Origin of the sequence: Stenotrophomonas sp. PS02300, assembly GCF_029959395.1 — a bacterium.
Classification (GTDB): domain Bacteria; phylum Pseudomonadota; class Gammaproteobacteria; order Xanthomonadales; family Xanthomonadaceae; genus Stenotrophomonas; species Stenotrophomonas maltophilia_AD.
The window spans coordinates 13,665-33,609 of record NZ_JASCOP010000036.1 but is presented as its reverse complement, the minus strand read 5'-3'; the positions used below and the strand labels follow the sequence as shown (position 1 = coordinate 33,609).

Annotated in this window: 18 protein-coding genes; 8 read left to right on the top strand and 10 right to left on the bottom strand. The window is 65.9% G+C overall.

The genetic code is table 11. The features are described from left to right. Positions 1-143 precede the first annotated feature (143 nt). On the top strand, positions 144-1,592 hold the full coding sequence (gene miaB, locus QMX79_RS09095) for a tRNA (N6-isopentenyl adenosine(37)-C2)-methylthiotransferase MiaB (protein ID WP_282246456.1): 1,449 nt from the start codon (positions 144-146) through the stop codon (positions 1,590-1,592). Here the strand turns inward: miaB and QMX79_RS09090 are convergent, their stop codons facing one another. From QMX79_RS09090 to QMX79_RS09080, 3 genes are read right to left on the bottom strand one after another with little or no spacing between them, the layout of a single operon-like run. Further along, positions 1,593-2,708, bottom strand: a complete 1,116-nt coding sequence (locus QMX79_RS09090) for an ABC transporter permease (RefSeq protein ID WP_282246455.1) — start codon at positions 2,706-2,708, stop codon at positions 1,593-1,595. It lies immediately after the preceding gene. Further along, entirely contained in the window at positions 2,705-3,640 is a 936-nt protein-coding gene (locus tag QMX79_RS09085) for an ABC transporter ATP-binding protein (RefSeq protein WP_282246457.1), read from the bottom strand. The genes QMX79_RS09090 and QMX79_RS09085 overlap by 4 nt, the downstream gene beginning before the upstream one ends. 17 nt (positions 3,641-3,657) lie before the next feature. Further along, positions 3,658-4,632, bottom strand: coding sequence for an HlyD family efflux transporter periplasmic adaptor subunit (locus QMX79_RS09080; RefSeq protein WP_282246454.1), 975 nt, complete (start codon positions 4,630-4,632; stop codon positions 3,658-3,660). Positions 4,633-5,039: 407 nt separating this feature from the next. Between QMX79_RS09080 and QMX79_RS09075 the strand changes: the two genes are divergently transcribed. The 6 genes from QMX79_RS09075 (at position 5,040) to QMX79_RS09050 (ending at position 10,464) form a co-directional block, all read left to right on the top strand. Next, positions 5,040-6,023: a PhoH family protein gene (locus QMX79_RS09075; RefSeq protein ID WP_282246453.1), complete on the top strand. Its 984-nt coding sequence runs from the start codon at positions 5,040-5,042 to the stop codon at positions 6,021-6,023. Between the two features lie 75 nt (positions 6,024-6,098). Next, on the top strand, positions 6,099-6,584 hold the full coding sequence (ybeY, locus tag QMX79_RS09070) for an rRNA maturation RNase YbeY (protein WP_282246452.1): 486 nt from the start codon (positions 6,099-6,101) through the stop codon (positions 6,582-6,584). Between the two features lie 28 nt (positions 6,585-6,612). After that, positions 6,613-7,239: a hypothetical protein gene (locus QMX79_RS09065; protein WP_282246451.1), complete on the top strand. Its 627-nt coding sequence runs from the start codon at positions 6,613-6,615 to the stop codon at positions 7,237-7,239. Positions 7,240-7,303: 64 nt separating this feature from the next. Continuing rightward, positions 7,304-8,185 carry a transporter associated domain-containing protein gene (locus QMX79_RS09060; RefSeq protein ID WP_282246450.1) on the top strand — a complete coding sequence of 294 codons (882 nt, stop codon included), beginning with the start codon at positions 7,304-7,306 and terminating at the stop codon, positions 8,183-8,185. An 8-nt stretch (positions 8,186-8,193) separates the two neighbouring features. Further along, the gene (locus QMX79_RS09055; protein WP_282246449.1) at positions 8,194-9,459 is read left to right on the top strand and encodes a DUF4105 domain-containing protein; all 1,266 of its coding nucleotides are present in this window, start codon (positions 8,194-8,196) and stop codon (positions 9,457-9,459) included. Positions 9,460-9,465: 6 nt separating this feature from the next. Next, a complete protein-coding gene (locus QMX79_RS09050) occupies positions 9,466-10,464 on the top strand; it encodes a magnesium and cobalt transport protein CorA (protein WP_282246448.1) in 999 nt (332 codons plus the stop codon). A gap of 33 nt (positions 10,465-10,497) precedes the next feature. On the opposite strand, the gene QMX79_RS09045 is transcribed toward QMX79_RS09050, so the two are convergent. The 6 genes from QMX79_RS09045 to QMX79_RS09020 form a co-directional block, all read right to left on the bottom strand. Next, complete coding sequence (locus QMX79_RS09045; protein ID WP_282246447.1) at positions 10,498-11,862, bottom strand: NAD-dependent succinate-semialdehyde dehydrogenase; 1,365 nt, start codon at positions 11,860-11,862, stop codon at positions 10,498-10,500. A 60-nt stretch (positions 11,863-11,922) separates the two neighbouring features. Further along, the gene (locus QMX79_RS09040) at positions 11,923-12,768 is read right to left on the bottom strand and encodes an ABC transporter permease subunit (RefSeq protein WP_282246446.1); all 846 of its coding nucleotides are present in this window, start codon (positions 12,766-12,768) and stop codon (positions 11,923-11,925) included. Beyond that, the gene (locus tag QMX79_RS09035; protein ID WP_282246445.1) at positions 12,765-13,676 is read right to left on the bottom strand and encodes an ABC transporter permease subunit; all 912 of its coding nucleotides are present in this window, start codon (positions 13,674-13,676) and stop codon (positions 12,765-12,767) included. Before QMX79_RS09035 ends, QMX79_RS09040 begins: the two co-directional genes overlap by 4 nt. Then, a complete protein-coding gene (gene potA, locus QMX79_RS09030) occupies positions 13,673-14,806 on the bottom strand; it encodes a polyamine ABC transporter ATP-binding protein (RefSeq protein ID WP_282246444.1) in 1,134 nt (377 codons plus the stop codon). Before potA ends, QMX79_RS09035 begins: the two co-directional genes overlap by 4 nt. A 220-nt stretch (positions 14,807-15,026) precedes the next feature. Further along, positions 15,027-15,938 (bottom strand): DMT family transporter, encoded by a 912-nt coding sequence (locus tag QMX79_RS09025; RefSeq protein ID WP_282246443.1) that lies wholly within the window; start codon positions 15,936-15,938, stop codon positions 15,027-15,029. A 15-nt stretch (positions 15,939-15,953) separates the two neighbouring features. Continuing rightward, entirely contained in the window at positions 15,954-16,820 is an 867-nt protein-coding gene (locus QMX79_RS09020) for an aspartyl/asparaginyl beta-hydroxylase domain-containing protein (protein WP_282246442.1), read from the bottom strand. A 546-nt stretch (positions 16,821-17,366) separates the two neighbouring features. Here QMX79_RS09020 and QMX79_RS09015 point away from each other — a divergent pair. After that, positions 17,367-18,728 (top strand): NAD(P)/FAD-dependent oxidoreductase, encoded by a 1,362-nt coding sequence (locus QMX79_RS09015; RefSeq protein WP_282246441.1) that lies wholly within the window; start codon positions 17,367-17,369, stop codon positions 18,726-18,728. Between the two features lie 57 nt (positions 18,729-18,785). Here the strand turns inward: QMX79_RS09015 and QMX79_RS09010 are convergent, their stop codons facing one another. Then, positions 18,786-19,889 carry a polyamine ABC transporter substrate-binding protein gene (locus QMX79_RS09010; protein ID WP_282246440.1) on the bottom strand — a complete coding sequence of 368 codons (1,104 nt, stop codon included), beginning with the start codon at positions 19,887-19,889 and terminating at the stop codon, positions 18,786-18,788. Positions 19,890-19,945 lie beyond the last annotated feature (56 nt).

The following is a 19,945-nucleotide window of genomic DNA, read 5'->3' as shown; positions in this document are numbered from 1 at the left end:
GCCACGCAGGGCGTGGCTCTACGCCCACCGTGCCCGGGTAGAGCCACGCCCTGCGTGGCTGTCGTCCGGCCCGGGGTACAATGCGCGGCTACCCGGCAGCCCGCCCCGGCTGCCTGCCCGCCCACCCGACTGGAATAAGCGCCATGACCGGGACGCCAGCTTCGACCCTGCCGACCTCGGCCGGCACCGCCGTGCCTGCCATCGATTCGCCCCGCCCCGACCTGCTGCCCCTGCCCGGTTCCCGGCCGCAGGTGACCGGCCCGGTGCGCGGCAAGCTGTACATCAAGACCCACGGTTGCCAGATGAACGAGTACGACTCGACCAAGATGGCCGACGTACTTGCCGCCGAAGAAGGCCTGGAGCTGACCGACGACCCGGCCGAAGCCGACGTGCTGCTGATGAATACCTGCTCGATCCGCGAGAAAGCGCAGGAGAAGGTGTTCAGCCAGCTGGGCTACTGGAAGGCGCTGAAGAACAACGGCCGTGGCGTGATCATCGGCGTGGGCGGCTGCGTGGCCTCCCAGGAAGGCGAGGCGATCATCAAGCGCGCCCCGCACGTGGACCTGGTGTTCGGCCCGCAGACCCTGCACCGCCTGCCGGAGCTGATCCGCCAGCGGCGCGAATCGGGCAAGTCGCAGGTGGACATCAGCTTCCCCGAGATCGAGAAGTTCGACCGCCTGCCCGAGCCCCGGGCCGAGGGCGGTTCGGCGTTCGTGTCGATCATGGAAGGCTGCTCCAAGTACTGCTCGTTCTGCGTGGTGCCCTACACCCGCGGCACCGAGGTCAGCCGCCCGTTCGAGGACGTGGTGGTGGAAGTGGCGCAGCTGGCTGCGCAGGGCGTGCGCGAGATCAACCTGCTGGGCCAGAACGTCAACGCGTACCGCGGGCCGTATGGCGAGGGCGAGTTTGCCGACCTGGGCCTGCTGATCCGCACCATTGCCGAGATCGACGGGGTCGACCGCATCCGCTTCACCACCTCGCACCCGCTGGAGTTCAGCGACTCGCTGGTGGATGCCTACCGCGACGTGCCGCAGCTGGCCAACTTCCTGCACCTGCCGGTGCAGGCCGGCAGCGACCGCGTGCTGTCGGCGATGAAGCGCGGCTACACCGCACTCGAATTCAAGGCCAAGATCCGCAAGCTGCGCGCGGTGCGCCCGGACATTTCGATCAGCTCGGACTTCATCGTCGGCTTCCCCGGCGAAACCGACGCGGATTTCGAGAAGACCATGAAGCTGATCGAGGACGTGGGCTTCGACCACAGCTTCTCCTTCATCTATTCGCGCCGGCCGGGCACGCCCGCGGCCGACCTGGAAGACACGATCAGCGATGCGGAGAAGCATGCGCGGCTGTCGCGCCTGCAGGCCCGGATCAACGAGCAGGCCGCGGCCATTTCCCATGCGATGGTCGGCACGGTGCAGACGGTGCTGGTGGAAGGCCCCTCGCGCCGCGACCCGAACGAGCTGACCGGCAAGACCGAGAACATGCGGTCCGTGAATTTCCCGGGGCAGGCACGGCTGGTCGGCCAGCTGGTGGACGTGGAGATCACCGAGGCGTACAGCAACTCACTGCGCGGCCGGCTGGTGGTCGCCTGATCAATCCAGGCGCTTGCGGAACCGCAGGATGGCCAGGGTCATCATCACCACGATGAAGGCCAGCAGCGCCAGCACTTCGGGCCACAGCTCCCACCAGCGCGCGCCGCGCAGCATGATGCCGCGCACCAGGCGCAGGAAATGGGTGAGCGGCAGGATCTCGGCCAGCCACTGCACGATGCGCGGCATGCCGGCGAACGGGAACATGAAACCCGAGAGCAGGATCGACGGCAGGAACACGAACATCGTCATCTGCATGGCCTGGAACTGCGACTGCGCGCGGGTCGAGATCAACAGCCCCAGCGCCAGGTTGGCGGTGATCAACAGCACCGCTGCCAGGTAGACATCCAGCACGCTGCCGCGCACCGGCACCTCGAACAGCCACATCCCCAGCAGCAGCACCAGCGTGGTCTGGATCAACCCGATCACCGCATACGGCAGCACCTTGCCGACCATCAGTTCGCTGCGGCTCAGTGGCGTGGCGATCAACAGTTCCATGTTGCCGCGCTCGCGCTCGCGCACGATCGCCACGGCGGTGAACATCACCATGGTCATGGTCAGGATGATGCCGATCAGCCCGGGCACGATGTTGATCGCCGAGCGCCGCTGCGGGTTGTAGAACGCCACCACGCTGATCTGCCCGGCCGCACCCGAGGCACCCGCGCGCAGTGGCCGGTCGTTGCGCACCGGCTGGGTGTCCAGCGGCACCTGGGCCAGCTGCACCGCCGCGCTCTGCACCACGGTATCGCTGCCATCCACCAGCACCTGCACCGCCTCACGGCCGTCGAAGCGGCGTCGCTCGAAATCAGCGGGCACCACGATGCCGATGCTGACCTGCCCGCGCCGCAGCGCGGTCATCAGCTGGTCGGGGGTGTCCACGTGCAGGGTCGGGGTGATCACCCCGGTGGCCACCATGTCGGCCAGCAGCGCGCGCGAGGCCGTGCTGCCGGCCTGGTCGGCGATGCCGGTCTCCAGGTGGCGCAGGTTGAGGTTGATCGCATAGCCAAACAGCACCAGCTGCATCACAGGGATGCCAACGATCATGGCCAGGGTGATGCGGTCGCGGCGCATCTGCCGCAGCTCCTTGAGCACGATCGCCCACAGCCGGCGCAGGTTCATGGCGTGGCCCCGGCAGCAGCCGGCGCCTCGCGGCTGCGCGTGGCCGATACGAACACGTCTTCCAGATTGGCGGTGCTGCGCACCACGTCCGCGCCCTGCCCGGCCGCCTGCAGCGCCTGCTGCAGACGTGCTTCGGCGTCGTCGCCGGTTTCCAGCAGCACGCGCAGGGTATTGCCGATCTGGGCCACGCTGAGCACCCCGGGCAGGCCTGCCAACACACGCTGCGCCTGCCGTGGCTGGGCGGCATGCACTTCCAGGGTGCGGCCCTGCAGCGCGGCGGTGAGTTCGGCCGGGCTGCCATCGGCCACCAGCACGCCCTGGTCGAGAATCGCCAGCCGGTGGCAGCGCTCGGCCTCGTCCATGTAATGGGTCGAAACCAGCAGGGTGGTGCCGGCGTCGGCCAGGTCAAAGAGCTTCTCCCAGAAATCGCGCCGTGATTCGGGGTCCACCGCGCTGGTCGGTTCGTCCAGGAACAACAGCTCCGGTGCGTGGATCACCGCACCGGCCAGCGCCAGCCGCTGCTTCTGGCCCCCGCTCATGGTGCCGGCCAGCTGCTTCTGGCGGTCCTGGAAGTGGTAATGCTCGAGCAGCTCGTCGATGCGCTGCCGCGCCTGGGCGCGCGGGATGTCCTGCACCGCGGCCAGGAATTCCAGGTTCTCGCGCACGGTGAGGTCTTCAAACAGCGAAAAGCGCTGGGTCATGTAACCAATGCGCCGGCGCAGCGCTTCGGCCTGTTCCGGTATGCGCAGGCCCAGCACTTCGATCTCGCCCGCGCTCGGGGTGAGCAGGCCGCACAGCATGCGGATGGTGGTGGACTTGCCCGACCCGTTCGGGCCGAGAAAGCCATACACGTTGGCGCGCGGCACGCTCAGATCGACGTGGTCCACCGCCACCAGCGCCCCGAACTGCTTGGTCAGCCCGCGCGCGCGGATGGCCGGTTCGGCGGCGTTCAAAACACCACCCGCACCGGCACGCCGGCCGGCAGGTCAGCCAGCGGTGCACTGCCATCGGCGCGGTCCAGTTCGATTTCCGCCAGCCAGCTCAACCGCGACACGTCGTCGCCAGTGAGCGCGTAGTACGGGGTGAAGCCGGGATCGCTGCGGATGCTGCGCACATGCCCGGCAAACGCGCCGTCGCGCCCTTGCAGGTGGACCTGGGCCGCCTGCCCCACCCGTACTTTCAGGCGCAGGGGCTCGGGCAGATACACCCGGGCATACGGGTGATCGCCGACCAGCAGCACCACCAGCGGCGCCCCCACCGGCGCCTGGTCGCCCAGCCGGTAGGGCAGCGCATCGACCCGCCCGGCGCGTGGGGCGACGAGGTCGAGCTTGCGCAGCGTCACTGCCTGCGCGGCGGCCTGGGCTTGTGCCGCCTGCAACGCGGCTTCACCTTGTGCCACCTGCTCCACGCGGGTGCCGTGCTCCAGCGCCAGCAACGCCTGTTCGGCGGCATGCACCGCCCCCTGTGCGCTGCCCGCCGCCGCCCGCGCGCGGTCCACGTCGGCGGCGGCCACCAGTTGCTGCCGGCCGAGCGGCTGCAGGCGGCGGTAGTAGGCCGATGCGTCCACCGCCTGCGCGCGCGCCGAGGCCAGGTTGGCCCGCGCCTGGTCGATGTCCTCGCGGCGCGGCCCCTCGCGCAGTTCCTGCAGGGCCTGTCCGGCCTGGCTGGCCTGCGCTTCCAATGCCTGCAGCTGTGCGGCGGTGCGGATCGGCTCCAGCTGCAGCAGCGCCGCCCCGGCGGCCACCTGCTGGCCTTCGCGGACCCGGATGCCGACGATGGTTTCCGCCGCCGGCGCCGGCACGGTGATGCGGTCCCACTCCAGCGTACCGAGCGCGGCCGGCGGCTCCTGCCGACACGCAGACAACAGCAGGCCCGCGCCGGCCAGGAACACCCCACGCATGGACAGGTAGCTGGCTGCGGACATCGACGCGGCTCCGGCAGGGGCACGGCGGTGGAAGAAGTGGTCACCTTGCGCATGCCGCCGTGAAGGAACGGTCACGCGTGCCACCGGCCGCACGCACTGGTCATGAAATGATCACGCATCCGCAGCCATTGCGCCGCAGGGGGTACAGCCGCTTATCCACACCTTTCCCGCGCAACCGCCCACAAGCGGTGTGGAAAACCCCGAGGCAGATGTCGCTTTTTTGACCACGCACGCGACAGCATTGCGGCAGTAGGGCTGTCAGCGACTATCCACAGGTTGCTGCACTGCTGCTGCACAGCCGCTGTGGAGAACCGCGCTGCTGTGGCGAGGCCTGCACGCCCGCGCTACCCTGTCCTTCCTATCCCCAACTTGCGGCACGGCCATGACGACCGTCGCCGCCGGACGCAATGACCGCACTGGCACACCGCGACTTCACCCTGACCCCGGAAGACACCGAGCGCCTGGCCAACCTGGCCGGCCCCTTCGACGAGCACCTGCGCCAGATCGAACTCAAGCTGGGCGTGGAAATCGCCAACCGCGGCCACATCTTCCGGGTCACCGGCCCGAAGGCCGTGGCCGAGGAAGCACAGGCGCTGATCGAAGCGCTGTACCTGGAGGCGGCCGACACACCGTTCGACAGCCACGCCATCCACCTGCGCTTGAACCAGGCCAACGTGGAGCACCTGGTGGAGCGCAGCTACGAAGCGCAGGAAGTCACCATCAAGGTCAAGCGCGGCACCGTTCGCGGCCGTGGTGCCAACCAGGCGCGCTACCTGCATCAGATCACCACCCACGACATCAACTTCGGCATCGGCCCGGCCGGTACCGGCAAGACCTTCCTGGCCGTGGCCAGCGCGGTGGACGCGTTGAACGAATCGCGCGTGCAGCGCCTGATCCTGGTGCGCCCGGCCGTGGAAGCAGGCGAGAAGCTGGGCTTCCTGCCGGGCGACCTGAGCCAGAAGGTCGATCCGTACCTGCGCCCGCTGTACGACGCGCTGTATGAAATGCTGGGCGTGGAAAAGGTGCTCAAGCTGCTGGAGAAGAACGTCATCGAGATCGCGCCGCTGGCCTACATGCGCGGGCGCACCCTCAACGATGCGTATGTGATCCTGGACGAGGCGCAGAACACCACCGTCGAGCAGATGAAGATGTTCCTGACCCGGCTGGGCTTCGGCTCGACCGCCGTGGTCACCGGCGACCTGACCCAGACCGACCTGCCCAAGCACGTGAAGTCCGGCCTGCGCGATGCCATCGAAGTGCTGCGCGACGTGGACGGGGTGAGCTTCACCTTCTTCGAGGCCCGCGACGTGGTGCGCCACCCGCTGGTGGCGCGCATCGTCAGTGCCTACGACCGCCGCGACCTGCAGCAGGTCAAGCCGGGCGCCGAATGAGCGCGGCCATCGCAGCGCGGCGCCACTCGCGCGATACTGTCGTTTCCTGATAGAACCCGAAGTGCCGGAACCGCCATGACCAAAGGCCCCATTCGACTCGATGTCGCCGTCAGCTACGCCCTGCCCCGTGCCGGGTTGCCGTCGGCGGTGAGTTTCCGCAAATGGGTGGCCGCGGCGCTCAACGGCCGCATCCGCGAGGCCGACCTGGCCATCCGCGTGGTCGACGCCAAGGAGGGCCAGTCGCTGAACCGGCACTACCGCGGCAAGGACTACGCCACCAATGTGCTCAGCTTCCCGGCTGAGCTGCCCGAGGGCCTGCCCAAGGGGGTCAAGTTCCCCCTGCTGGGCGACCTGGTGATCTGCGCGCCGGTGGTGGCCGCCGAGGCGGTGGAACAGGCCAAGGCGCTCAATGCCCACTACGCGCACCTGACCGTGCACGGAGTGCTGCACCTGCTGGGCTGGGACCACGAGGACGACAAGGAAGCCGAAGCCATGGAACAGCTGGAGCGCGAGATCCTGGCCGACCTCGGCATCGCCGACCCCTATGCCGGCGAGCGCTGAGCCGCCGCCCCTGACGGACGTTTCCTGCATGACCTTCGCACGCCCCGCCTGCCTGTGCCTGCTGGCCCTGTTTTCCACCCCGGCCCTGGCCGCCGCCCCGACGACGGCCGGTCCTGCCGCCGCGCCGCTGGACCTGGCCGCGCTGATCGAGTGCCGCCAGCGCGTGGCCGACTATGACGCCGTCGCTCCGGTCGTGGCCGACCCGCTCAAGGCGGTGGCCAACGGCATGCAGCCGCTGCCGCAGAACAACCAGTTCATGAGTGAGTACCGCCTGGCCACGCCGCTGACGGTGTTCGGCCAGCGCACCGAATACGTGGCGGTGTCCGGGGCCAGCATCATGGCGATCCTGGACGTGGCCGATCCCCGCCCGATGGCCAGGACCCTGGCCCTGGAAGACGGCGTGGACAACCCGGACAAGTTCATGGCCGGCCGTGAAGTGGTCAGCCGGGACGTGACCGATCCGCGCACCGGCGAGCCGATGATCGAATCGATCATCCTGAGCCTGTCCACGGTCAAGACCCACCCCGGCAAGACCCTGGCCGGCTGCACCTACAGCCTGGACCTGCCCGCCGAAGAGGAGGCCCCGGCCGACACCCCGGCCCCGCCGGCCGGCACCCTGCCCCCGTCCGTGAACACCCCGCCGGGCGGCCGCTGACAGCGGCCCGCATCCTGCTAGACTGGCGCCAACGCCCGGCTCGCCGGGTGCCTTTTTTGCAGAGATGTCTGAAGACGACAGTAGTGGCTCCGTTCCGGAGCAAAATGAGAAGAAGCGCAGCTGGCTTGAACGCCTGACGTCTGCCTTCTCCGGCGAACCCCACACCCGCGACGAGCTGGTGGCGGTACTGCACTCCGCGCACGAAGACGGCCTGATTGCCGCCGACACGCTGCGCATGATGGAGGGCGCGATCTCGGTGGCTGAGCTCACCGTGGGCGACGTGATGATCTCGCGTTCGCAGATGGTCTCGCTGCCGGTGGAAGCCCCCTTCCTTGAACTGATGAAGCAGGTGGTCGAATCCGGCCATTCGCGCTTCCCGGTGCACGGCGACAACAAGGACGACATCCTGGGCGTGCTGCTGGCCAAGGACCTGCTGCGCGGCGTGGTTGCCGACAACGGGCCGGCCAACGTGCGCGAGCTGCTGCGCCCGGCGGTGCTGATTCCGGAAGCCAAGAAGCTCAACGTGCTGCTCAAGGAGTTCCGGCTCTCGCGCAACCACATGGCCATCGTGGTGGATGAGTACGGCGGTGTTGCCGGGCTGGTCACCATCGAGGACGTGCTGGAGCAGATCGTCGGCGAGATCGACGACGAGCACGACGAGGCCGAAGACCACACCGCGCAGATCGCGATCCAGGCCGACGGCCAGTACGTGGTCGACGCGCTGACCCCGATCGGGGATTTCAACGAGCGTTTCGGCGCCACGTTCCCCGACGACGATTACGACACCATCGGTGGCCTGGTCACCGAGGCGATCGGGCACCTGCCCGAAACCGGCGACGAGCTGACCCTGGACCGCTTCGTGTTCCGGGTGGCGCGCGCCGATGCCCGCCGCGTGCAGGCGTTCCATGTGACCGTGCTGCCGCCCGACGCCATCATCGAGGATTGACCCACGCCATGCGGCCCCTGCTGACGCGGTGGCCGTTGTGCCGCCTGTTGTTCCTCCTGTTCCTGGCCGGTGTGTCCAGCCTGCCGCTGGCCGCACTGGCGCAGGCCACGCCCGAACCGGCAACGGCCACCGCCGTCGCCCCGCCTGCCGAAGCGCCTCCGCCGCGCATCGGCATCGTCACCATGCAGCCGGGCAGCATCTTCTTCGAGCGCTTCGGGCATGATGCGATCGTGGTTGAGGACCCGGTCACCGGCGAGACCACCTCGTACAACTTCGGCTATTTCGACCCCAGCGAACCCGACTTCGTCGGCCGCTTCCTGCGCGGCGAGATGATGTATTACCTGGTGGCGCTGCCGCTCGACCAGGACCTGTCCTACTACCGCGAAAGCGGCCGCGGCGCCAACCTGCAGTGGCTGGACCTCAGCCCGGACCAGGCACGCACCCTGGCCGCTTCGCTGGCCGAGCGCGCCAAGCCGGAAAACGCGCGCTACCGCTACGACTACTACACCGCCAACTGCGCCACCATGGTCCGCGATGCGATCGATGGCGCGCTGGGCGGCGGGCTGCACTCGCAGCTGTCCGGCCGTTCGCGCGGCAACACCTACCGCAGCGAATCGGTGCGCCTGGCCTCACCGGCCCCGTGGATGTGGCTGGGCTTCGATATCGGCCTCGGCCCGTTCGCCGACCAACCACTGTCGCGCTGGCAGGAAGCCTTCGTGCCTATGCGACTGGCCGACGCGCTGCGCGAGGTGCGCAACAGCGACGGCCGCCCGCTGGTGCAGGACGAGCAGGAACTGCTGCCGCACCGGATCGCGCCGGAGCCGGCTGAATTCGCGCGGCGCTGGTGGCCGTGGCTGCTGTGCGGGCTGGTGCTGGCTGCCGGCGTATTCGCCCTGCAGCGCCGCCGGCGCCTGCTGGCCGGGCTGGCCGTGCCGCTGTGGCTGTTCTGCGGGATCGCGGGCATCCTGCTGGCCTACCTGTGGGGTTTCAGCGCGCACCACGCTGCCTGGGCCAACCGCAACCTGCTGCAGCTCTCGCCGCTGTGCCTGCTGCTGCTTCCGGGCGCAGTGACTTTGCTGCGCGGACGCGCCCCCCGGGCGTGGTTTCGCTGGACGCTGTGGACCGTTGCCGTCCTTTCGCTGCTCGGTCTGGTGCTGCACTGGCTGACCCTGCAGGCGCAGGTGAACCTGCAGTGGATCGTGCTGCTGCTGCCACTGCACGTGGCGCTGGCCTGGGTGCTGGGCCGTCATGACCCGGCTGTCACGGGCCGCTGACGCAGGATGTCGACCATGGAAACCACCGCCAATCCCACCTGCGTCATCAACTGCGTGCATTACGACGACCAGGGCAAGCGGCACGACATCGCGCTGGATGCGATCAGCGACGTGATCGCCAGCAACAACGGGTTCGTCTGGGTGGGGTTGTACGACCCTGCCGATTCGGTGCTGTTGAAGCTGCAGGAAGAATTCTGCCTGCACGACCTGGCCATCGACGATGCGCGCAACGCCCACCAGCGGCCCAAGGTGGAGGCGTACGGCAACAGCCTGTTCGTGGTGGTCACCACGGCGCAGCGGGTGCACGACCGGATCGAGTATGGCGAAACCCATGCGTTCCTCGGCCCGCGTTTCCTGGTCACGGTGCGCCATGGTGCCTCGCTCTCCTACGCGCCGGTGCGCGCACGGGTGGAACGCGAGCCGCAACTGCTGACCATGGGTGCGTCCTACTGCCTGTATGGCGTACTGGACTTCGTGGTCGACAACTACCTGCCGATCACCACCGACTTCCGCGACACCCTGGATTCGCTGGAGAAGGACATCTTCGCCGACAGCTACCAGCGCAGCACCGTGGTGCGCCTGTATGAGCTCAAGCGCGAACTCAACAAGATGCGGATGGCGGTGGCACCGCTGCAGGACGTGCTGGCGCAGCTGCGCCGCTACCCCGGCGAGCTGATCCCCGACGAAGTGAAGCTGTACATCCGCGACGTGCACGACCACGCCGTGCGCATCAGCGATGTGATCGACACCCTGCGCGAGATGCTGGGTACGGCGCTGAGCGTGAACCTGTCGCTGGTGACCCTGGCCCAGGGCGAGACGGTGAAGCGCCTGGGCGCATGGGCGGCGCTGCTGGCCGCCCCGACCCTGATCACCAGCTGGTACGGCATGAACTTCACCCACATGCCCGAGCTGGACAGGCCATGGGCCTACCCCGCGATGATCATCGGGGTGGGCGCGATCTGCGTGGGCCTGTACCGCCTGTTCAAGCGCGTCCGCTGGCTGTAACGGTAGGTGACCACCGTTGGTGGTCACGCTGTATCAGGCGACGTAAACCGTCTTGATGTTCATGAACTCGTGGATGCCGTGGTCGGCCAGTTCGCGACCGAAACCCGAGCGCTTGCTGCCACCGAACGGCAGGCGCACATCGCTCTTGACGATCGCGTTGACGAAGGCGGCGCCGCATTCCAGCCGCTTGGCGATGCCTTCGCCGCGCACCGGGTCGCCGCTCCACACGCTGCCGCCCAGACCAAACGTCGTATCGTTGGCCACGCGCAGCGCATCGGCGTCATCGCGCACGCGCAGGATCGCCGCCACCGGCCCGAACAGTTCCTCGTCGTAGGCCGGCATGCCCGGCACCACGTTGTCGAGGATCGTCGCCGGATAGCCCGCATGGGTACCGGCCACCGGCTCGCCGCCCAGCAGCACCCTGGCGCCCTTGCCCACGCTCGCCTGCACCTGCTTGTGCAGTTCCTCACGCAGGTCCGCACGTGCCATCGGCGCCAGCGTGGTCTTCTCGTCCTGCGGATCGCCGTACACGCGCGCTCCAGCCGCCGCGACGAACTTCTCCACGAACGCATCGGCAATCGCATCGACCACGATGAAGCGCTTGGCCGCGATGCAGGTCTGCCCGCTGTTGTCGAAGCGCGACTTCACCGCTGCGGCGACGGTCTTGTCCAGGTCCGCATCGTCCAGCACCACGAACGCATCGCTGCCACCCAGTTCCATCACGCACTTCTTGAGCTGGTCGCCGGCATTGGAGGCGATGGAGCGCCCTGCCCGCTCGCTGCCGGTCAGGGTGACCGCCTTGACCCGCTTGTCGCGGAGCACCTCGGCGGCCTGGTCGTTGTCGATGTGCAGCACATCGAACACGCCCTCCGGCAACCCGCCGTCGCGGCACACCGCCAGGATCAGGTCCGCGCACTGCGGTACGTTGCTGGCATGCTTGAGCAGGGCCACGTTGCCGGCCATGAACGCCGGCGCCAGGAAGCGGAATACCTGCCAGATCGGGAAATTCCACGGCATCACCGCGAACACGCAGCCGATCGGTTCATAGCGCACGTAGCTGCGCTGGGCTTCGGTGTCGATCAGCTGCGGCTTGAGGTAATCGGCGGCGTGGTCGGCGTAGTACTCGCAGGCCTGCGCGCACTTTTCCACCTCTGCCAGCGCCTCGCCCTTGAGCTTGCCCATCTCGGTGGTCATCGCCTGCTGGATATCGTCCCTGCGCGCACGCAGCTGGGCGGCGATGGCGCGCAGGATGGTGCCGCGCTCCTGCAGCGAGCGGGCCGACCACAGCGGGAAGGCCGCGGCGGCAGCGGCCAGGCGCTGCTCGATCCCGGCGTCGTTCAACAGTTCGTGGCGGTAAGCCACCAGGCCGGTGGCGGGGTTGACGATTTCAACGGTCATCGCGGTGCTCCGAAAGACAGGCGCCCATTCTGCGCCCGGCCCTGTGAGCCGGATGTTGCGTCAGCCCTTGTCCTGCAGGGCCAGCTGCATGTCGCGCTGCCGGCGCTTCTCGCTGCGCGAGGTGATGAACCACCCCGCCACGGCCGCCGCGGACACCGCCAGCACCATCAGCGTGGCCAGCGCATTGATCTCCGGCTTGATCCCCATCCGCACCGAGGCGAACACCTTCATCGGCAGCGTGGTCGAATTCGGCCCGGCCACGAAGCTGGCAATCACCACGTCATCCAGCGACAGGGTGAAGGCCAGCAGCCAGCCGGCCACCAGCGCCGGGGCGATGATCGGCAGGGTGATCTGGAAGAACACCTTCAGCCGGCTTGCGCCCAGGTCCATCGCCGCCTCTTCCAGCGAACGGTCCAGCTCCTGCAGGCGCGAGGAGACAATCACGGTCACGAAGGACAGCGTGAACGTGACATGCGCGATCCAGATGCTGCCCACCCCGCGGCTGGGGAAGCCCGGAATGCCGCCCATCGCCACCAGCAGCGTCATCAGTGAGAAGCCCAGGATCACCTCGGGCATCACCAGCGGCGCGGTGATCAAGGCGCCGAACACGGTCTTGCCCGGGAAGCGCTTGAAGCGGGTCATCACCATCGCCGCCATGGTGCCCAGCACGGTGGCCGCGCTGGCGGTCCAGAACGCCACCTTCAGGCTGATCCACAGCGCATCCAGGATCTGCCGGTTGTTGAACAGCTCGCCGTACCAGCGCGTGGAGAAGCCCGACCAGACCGTGGCCAGCTTGGACGCGTTGAACGAATAGATCATCAACAGCAGGATCGGCAGGTACAGGAAGGCGAAGCCCAGCCCCAGGACCGTCCAGCCCAGCCAGCGGCTGCGGCGCACCATGCTCATGTCAGCTTCCCTTCCAGCTCACGCTGCTGCACCCGGTTGAACAGCAGGATCGGCACCAGCAGCAGGGCCAGCATCACGATCGCCACCGCCGAGGCCGTCGGCCAGTCGCGGTTGTTGAAGAACTCGCCCCACAGCACCCGGCCGATCATCAGCGTGTCCGGCCCGCCCAGCATTTCCGGGATCACGAATTCGCCCACGGCGGGGATCATCACCAGCATGCAGCCGGCGATGATCCCGGTGCGCGACAACGGCAGCGTGATGCGCAGGAACGCCTGCCACGGCTTGGCGCCCAGGTCGTAGGCCGCCTCCAGCAGCCGGTTGTCCAGCTTCACCAGGTTGGCGTACAGCGGCAGCACCATGAACGGCAGGTAGCAGTACACGATGCCGATGTAGGCGGCGGTCGGGGTGTACAGGATCTGCAGCGGCGCATCGATCACCCCGATCTTCAGCAGCAACTGGTTGAGCAGGCCGTTGCGGTCGAGGATGCCGATCCATGCATACACCCGGATCAGGAACGAGGTCCACGACGGCAGCACCACCAGCATCATCGCCACGTTGCGCGCGGCTGGGCTCATCCGCGAGATCACGTACGCCATCGGGTAACCGATCAGCAGCGTGAACAGCGTGGCGATCACCGCGATCTTGATCGAGCTCAGGTAGGCCAGCACGTACTGGCTGTCCTTGACCATGGCCGCGTAGTTGCCCAGGTTGAGCTTGAGCGAGAACGCGCCGTCCACGTACTCCAGCAGCCACGTATACGGCGGCGAGCCGACCTGGGTGCGCGAGAACGAGATCATCAGGATGATCACGAACGGCACCGCGAAGAACAGCAGCAGCCACAGGTACGGCGCGGCGATCACGCCGCTGCGCGTGCCGGGGAGCCAGCGCTTCCAGCCGTTGGCGTTCATGCGGTGAGCACCACGCCGTCGTTGTCGCGCCAGTGCACCCAGACGCTGTCGCCCCAGGTCAGGCCATCGCTGGCCCAGCGCTGGGAGTTGGCGAAGTTGGACAGCACCTTGGCCCCGCTGGGCAAGCGCACGTGGTACACCGAATGGCTGCCGAAGTAGGCGATCTCCTCGATCACGCCCTGCGCCTTGTTGGTATCCCCGGCCGGCTCGTCCTTGCCGATCATCACCTTCTCCGGGCGCAGCGCGAACGCCACCGGCTGCCCTTCATATCCGGTGATGCCGTGGGCCACGTAGACGGGCGCCGGGAACAGCGGCGTGCGCACGGTGACGTACTCGGGCAGGTCCTCGTCGATCACCCCGTCGAACAGATTGACCGAACCGATGAAGCCGGCCACGAAGCGGTTGGCCGGCTGTTCGTAGATTTCGTCCGGCTTGCCGACCTGCTGGATCCAGCCGGCATCCATGACCGCGATGCGGGTGGCCATGGTCATCGCCTCTTCCTGATCGTGGGTGACCATCACGCAGGTCACGCCCGAGGTCTCGATGATGTTGACCAGCTCCAGCTGCATCTGCGAGCGCAGCTTCTTGTCCAACGCGCCCATCGGCTCGTCCAGCAGCAGCAGCTTGGGCCCCTTGGCCAGCGACCGCGCCAGCGCCACGCGCTGCTGCTGGCCGCCGGACAGCTGGTGCGGCTTGCGCTTGGCCAGCTTCTCCAGCTGCACCAGCTCCAGCATCTCGCCGACCCGGCGGCGGATGGCGTCGCGGGCCAGCCCGTCCTGCTTCAGGCCGAAGGCGATGTTCTGCTCCACGCTCATATGCGGGAACAGGGCGTAGGACTGGAACATCATGTTGATCGGCCGCTGGTACGGGGGCAGCGCATTGATGCGCTGGCCGTCCAGATCGATGGTGCCGGCGGTGGGGGTTTCGAACCCGCCCAGGCAGCGCAGCAGGGTCGATTTGCCGCTGCCCGAGCCGCCCAGCAGGGCGAAGATCTCGCCCTTGCGCACGTCCAGGCTGACGTCGTCGAGCGCGACGAAGCCGTCGAACTCCTTGCGCAGCGCGCGGATGGACAGATAGCCCGGCTCCAGGACCGGGACGACCTCGCCTTCCGGCTTGGCTTCAAATGGCATGGGCAGCGGCTCCAGGAGCGGCGTCAGGACGGGGGGGACGGCCCATTTTAGCGACCGTTGGCGACAGCAGCGATACCGGATCGTGGCGATTGGGCCCTAGGAGCTGCCCTTGCCTGAAACCGTAACGAGCTGCGCGCCCAAAGCGCGTGAACTGATCGCTCGACAGCTTGCCCCGCCAAAGCGCCTTCCGGTGAGGGGCCCTTGTCAGGCCCCTCACCCATTACAGGTCGCGTACTCTCGGCCCGTCAATCCGCATCGGAGTATCCCTGGCCTGCAGGTGTTTCCTGAAGAGGACGATGGAGAGAACCACCAGCATTGAGCCGATCACAGTCTGCAGCGTAACCCGCTCACCGAAGACCATATAGTCAAACGCCATGGTTACAACTGGAACCAAATAGAAAAGCGCGCTGACGCTGCCTGCGGAACCGCGGCTCAACATGTGGAGAAGTAGCAAAGTTGCGCCTACGGAAACCACAACAATCATCCAGGAAGCTGCCAAGAAGAGCCGTGGCCCTGGAGTCCAGGACGGCCCCACGTACAGAGCGACAATCAAAAAAACCACCGCGGCGACCATGCTCTGGTAAAGCGCGGACACCAGCGGATTGACCTCCACCCGCTTCTGGAAGACCGAACCCAGGCTCATCGCAGTGACCGATACAACCGCGAACACCACGCCAGTGATCGCAAGCGAACTCACGTCTCGTGCACCAGTCACTGACACACCCAGGCCGGCAAAACCCAAAAGCAGTAGAAGATGGCCCTTCATACCGACATCCTCTCTGGCCAATAGCGACGTCAGACATGGCTGCAGACCAAGAACTATAGCCAGCAGTCCGGGCGACAGCCCGTTTTCAATGGCGAGAAAGAAAGCACCCTGATAGACCACCTGCAGAAGAATCCCTGCAAGCAACATCCGGATAATGAGCGCTGCAGGAAGCATCAGAATGCTAGCGGATAATCGCCTCCTGAAGACATAAAGGCAGATGCCACCGAGGATCAAGAAGGCGCCGACGGACCTGATGGCAAGGAATGTCCAAACCGAAGCGTCCAGGAGACCCAACTTGACAAAAATTGCACCACTCCCCCACATGATCAGGAAAGCAACTGGCGCCGACCACGATAGCAGCTTCATATGGGGCACCAAACGTCACTGCATCTCGAAAGTGAATCGCTCGTCCATCGCACGACGTTCCACAAGAAATCGCTTTAGCGACCGAAGTTTACGTGTGACTACTTCGTCTCCCGAAGCGACAGCACCTTGGATCAGCCAGTCATAGCACGCCGTGACGTGAACGTCGTATCTGAAATGAACCCTGGAGCACTCGAAGATGTGCTCCTTGAGATTGTGCCTGGATATCCCGGAAGTGATCGAGCCGATGATGTCAGCCAAATCATCCTCAGACAACGCCGGCCTGGAAATGTGTATGTCGCGCGTTCGCCCAGGAACAAGGACACCTTCCCTGAAGATCTCCTTCTCGTCGAACTCACCATCAAAGACAAAGTCGAGGCAGATGAACATCCTGCTATCGCTTGAGAAGTTGATCGCCGCGTGGCTGACCGCTGCATCCAGGAACCAGACCTCACCAGGCCGCATCTGGAAAACACCTCCCACATCTGAGTGATAAGACTCTTCGTTGTACTCGATAGGTATGAACACGCGGAAGTAGGACAGCTCCGGGTCAAGCTCGACAAAATCCCGATGAGGAATAACCATTCCATCCATCAGATTTCTCGCCCGCACCATCTTTACAATTTCGAGGTTGAAGGTCTCCTCCAACATCCTGGCTATCTCCGGGCAGCGCACCATATGCCCGGTAGCGCGCGCCGATGCGCAGTTCTTGTACTGAGAGTCATCCATGCAGCCAGAACTGTTCAGAAGGGAGAGGTTCTTCCAATAGCCCTGAGCGAATTCATCGTACTCCTCCGGATGTTTCTCTACCGAGTTCAGGTACTGGATGTCCTGACGGAAGTCGTAAGAAGCCAAATCAACCGTACCAACAATACGTGACGCCATTTTTTTGTGATCCTGAAGCCATAGGGAATCGACATCGCTCCCCATGCGGTCCGCAGCGACGCCGGGAGCATGGGGAGGCGGGCGTTTCTACCACGATGAAATTCACAGCAACAAGGACATTTGAACTGAACGCGGCAACAATCTTTCGTTCTGTGCCGGCGCGCCTGTTTGCGGGGAGATCTGGTTTGCATTTTTGCATCCACCTCCAAAATCTGATCGCAGTTGACATGGCGACGCTATAGGCCAAACACCGACAGACAGGTCAGCCAAAGAAGCGTTTGGCACCACATCCAACGTTGAAGCTCCAGACATTGACAGCTTGCGCCCCGACGTAGCGTTGAAACTGGCCAATCGCGCATCCAGCTTTGTCGCTCGCGACGTCTCGCGGCATTCGCGCGTGAGATTCTTTGATGACAGCACAGCTTGATACGAACGAGATGCCCGGGTTAGGCGATGCATCACACTCCTATCTCGGTAGCGTTGACGACTGTGCGACGGAAGAAGAAATTCCCAGTGCAGTCGAAAGCCAACCAAGAGGAGCAACGCATGCCGGCCAACGACGAATCCAAGGCCGCCGAGAGTGGAATTCGGTCAGAGCACTCATCGAAGCTCGATGCGCTGATTATCGGCGCTGGCCACTCCGGTCTATCGCTAAGCTCCTTGCTCACGGAGGCAGGCGTGCGTCACCAGGTTCTGGAAGCAGAAACCATCGGATCCAGCTGGACGCGGCGGTGGGATTCCTTCCGCCTCAACACGCCCAACTTCCTGACCGCCCTGCCCGGCTACCAGTACGACGGCCCGGATCCAACGGGCTTCGCCACCGCGCCCGATGTCATCGAGATGATGACCGGCTATGCGCGTCGACGGCAGCTTCCCGTCGTCGAGGGATGTACCGTGCATCGGGTGTTTACTGCGGGCGACGGCTACCGCGTCATCACCAGCCATGGCACGCTCGAGGCACGCTGCGTGGTCGTGGCAAGCGGGGAGTACCGTCGCCCGCGCTGGCCGCGGGCGTTCTTCTCCCCTGCCGCCGAGCTGGAGGTTGTCCACTCCAGCGAGTATCGGCGACCCGAGCAGCTCGGCGCGGGCGCCGTACTTGTGATCGGCGGTGGCCAGTCCGGCGCACAGATCGCCCAGGACCTTCGCACTGCCGGGCGCGAGGTGTACTGGTCCATGGCCGACCGTTTCTCGCACATCCGGCGGGTACGCGGCCGGGATTCCATGCACTGGTGGGACATGCAAGGGCTGCTGCATCGTCACGTAAGCGAACGCCCGGACGTGATCGCGGGGGTGCCGGGCGCCTTGCTGAAGGCGCGAACGGCGGAGTTCCCCTTGGTATCGGGTACCGGTGCGCTGGGCATGGGCAGCTCGATCAGCCTGCTGTCGATGCACCGCGAGGGCATCGTGCTGCTTGGCAGGCTGGAACATCTGGAAGGCCACATCGCGCACTTCCGCGATGCGCGCCCGCAGATCCGCGAGGCGGTGGCCGGCACCCGCGCCGAGTACAAGCACCTCAACGACATGGCCGATGCGCACTACGCATCCGCCGCAGAGACACCGACCGATGACGCGCGCTACCTGCCCGAAGAGGTCTACCTGGACTGGGAGCCGGACGCCTCCCCCCGTTGCATCCGGCTCGACGCCGCGGGAATCGGCACGATCGTGGCGGCCACCGGTTTCGACGCACAGTGGCCATGGCTCGAGGTGCCGGGCGTACTCGACCCGAACGGCTACCCGCTGGGCGATTACGGCGTCTCCCCGCAGCCGGGCCTGTTCTTCATCGGCATGTACAACCTGCAGCGACCAAGCTCGAACTTTCTGTGCAATGGCGGGCGGGATGCGACTGAGTTGATGCCTTCCATCCTGCGCCATCTTGCTGCTGCGCCATCGCACAACGCCGTTGCATGAAAAAGGGCCGCCGATTTTCACTGGCGGCCCCTCTTTCCATCATTCAAACCCGTCGCCTCAGCGACCCGTCTTCACCTCGGTCCACAACCGGGTGTAGAGCTTGTCCACTTCCGGCGGGTTGATCGAGTAGGTGAACATCTTCGCGGCCACCTCGGCCGGCGGGTAGATGGTCGGGTCGTTGCGGATCGCTTCGTCCACCAGCGGCGTGGCCGCGCTCACCGGGTTGGCGTAGTGGATGAAGTTGGTGTTGGCCGCGGCGACCTTCGGGTCCAGCAGGTAATTGATGAAGGCGTAGGCCGCTTCCGGGTGCTTGGCATCCTTGGGAATGGCCAGCATGTCGAACCACTGCGGCGCGCCTTCCTTCGGGATCGAATAGGCCACGGTCACGCCGTTGGCCGCTTCGGCCGCGCGGTCGCGGGCCTGGATGATGTCGCCCGACCAGCCCACCACCAGGCAGGTGCCGCCGTTGGCCAGCGAACCCACGTACTGCGAGGAGTGGAAGTTCTGCACGTACGGGCGGATGGTCTTGAGCAGGTCGGCCGCCTTCTGGATCACCGCCGGATCATGGCTGTGCGGGTCTTCGCCCAGGTAATGCAGCGCGATCGGAATCATGTCAGCCGGGGTATCCAGGATCGTGATCCCGCAATCCTTCATCTTGGCGATGTTTTCCGGCTTGAAGATCAGGTCCCAGCTGTTGGCGATCTCGGTGCTGCCACCGAAACGCTCCTTGAGCATGTCCACGTTGTAGCCGATGCCGGTGGTGCCGATCATGTACGGCACGCCGTACTTGTTGTCCGGATCCTGCTGCGCGATGCGCTTCATCATCTCTGGGTCGAGATTGGCCAGGTTCGGGATCTTGCTCTTGTCCAGCGGCAGGAACACGCCGGCCTGGATCTGGCGGCCGAAGAAGTTCAGGGTCGGCACCACCACGTCGTAGCCACTGCCACCCGCCAGCAGCTTGGTCTCGACCATCTCGTCGCTGTCGAACACGTCGTAGGTCACCTTGGTGCCGGTGGCCTTTTCGAAGTTCGGGATGGTGTCTTCGGCGATGTAATCGCTGTAGTTGTAGACATTCAGCACCTTGCTGTCTTCCTGCTTGGCGCCGCCACAGGCGCTGAGCAGGGAAACGGCGATGCCGAGGGTGAGGATTCGCAGCTTCATTGGACTCTCCGCGGGTCAGGTGCGAGGTGGGGGAACCGGCCGGACCGGTAGAACGG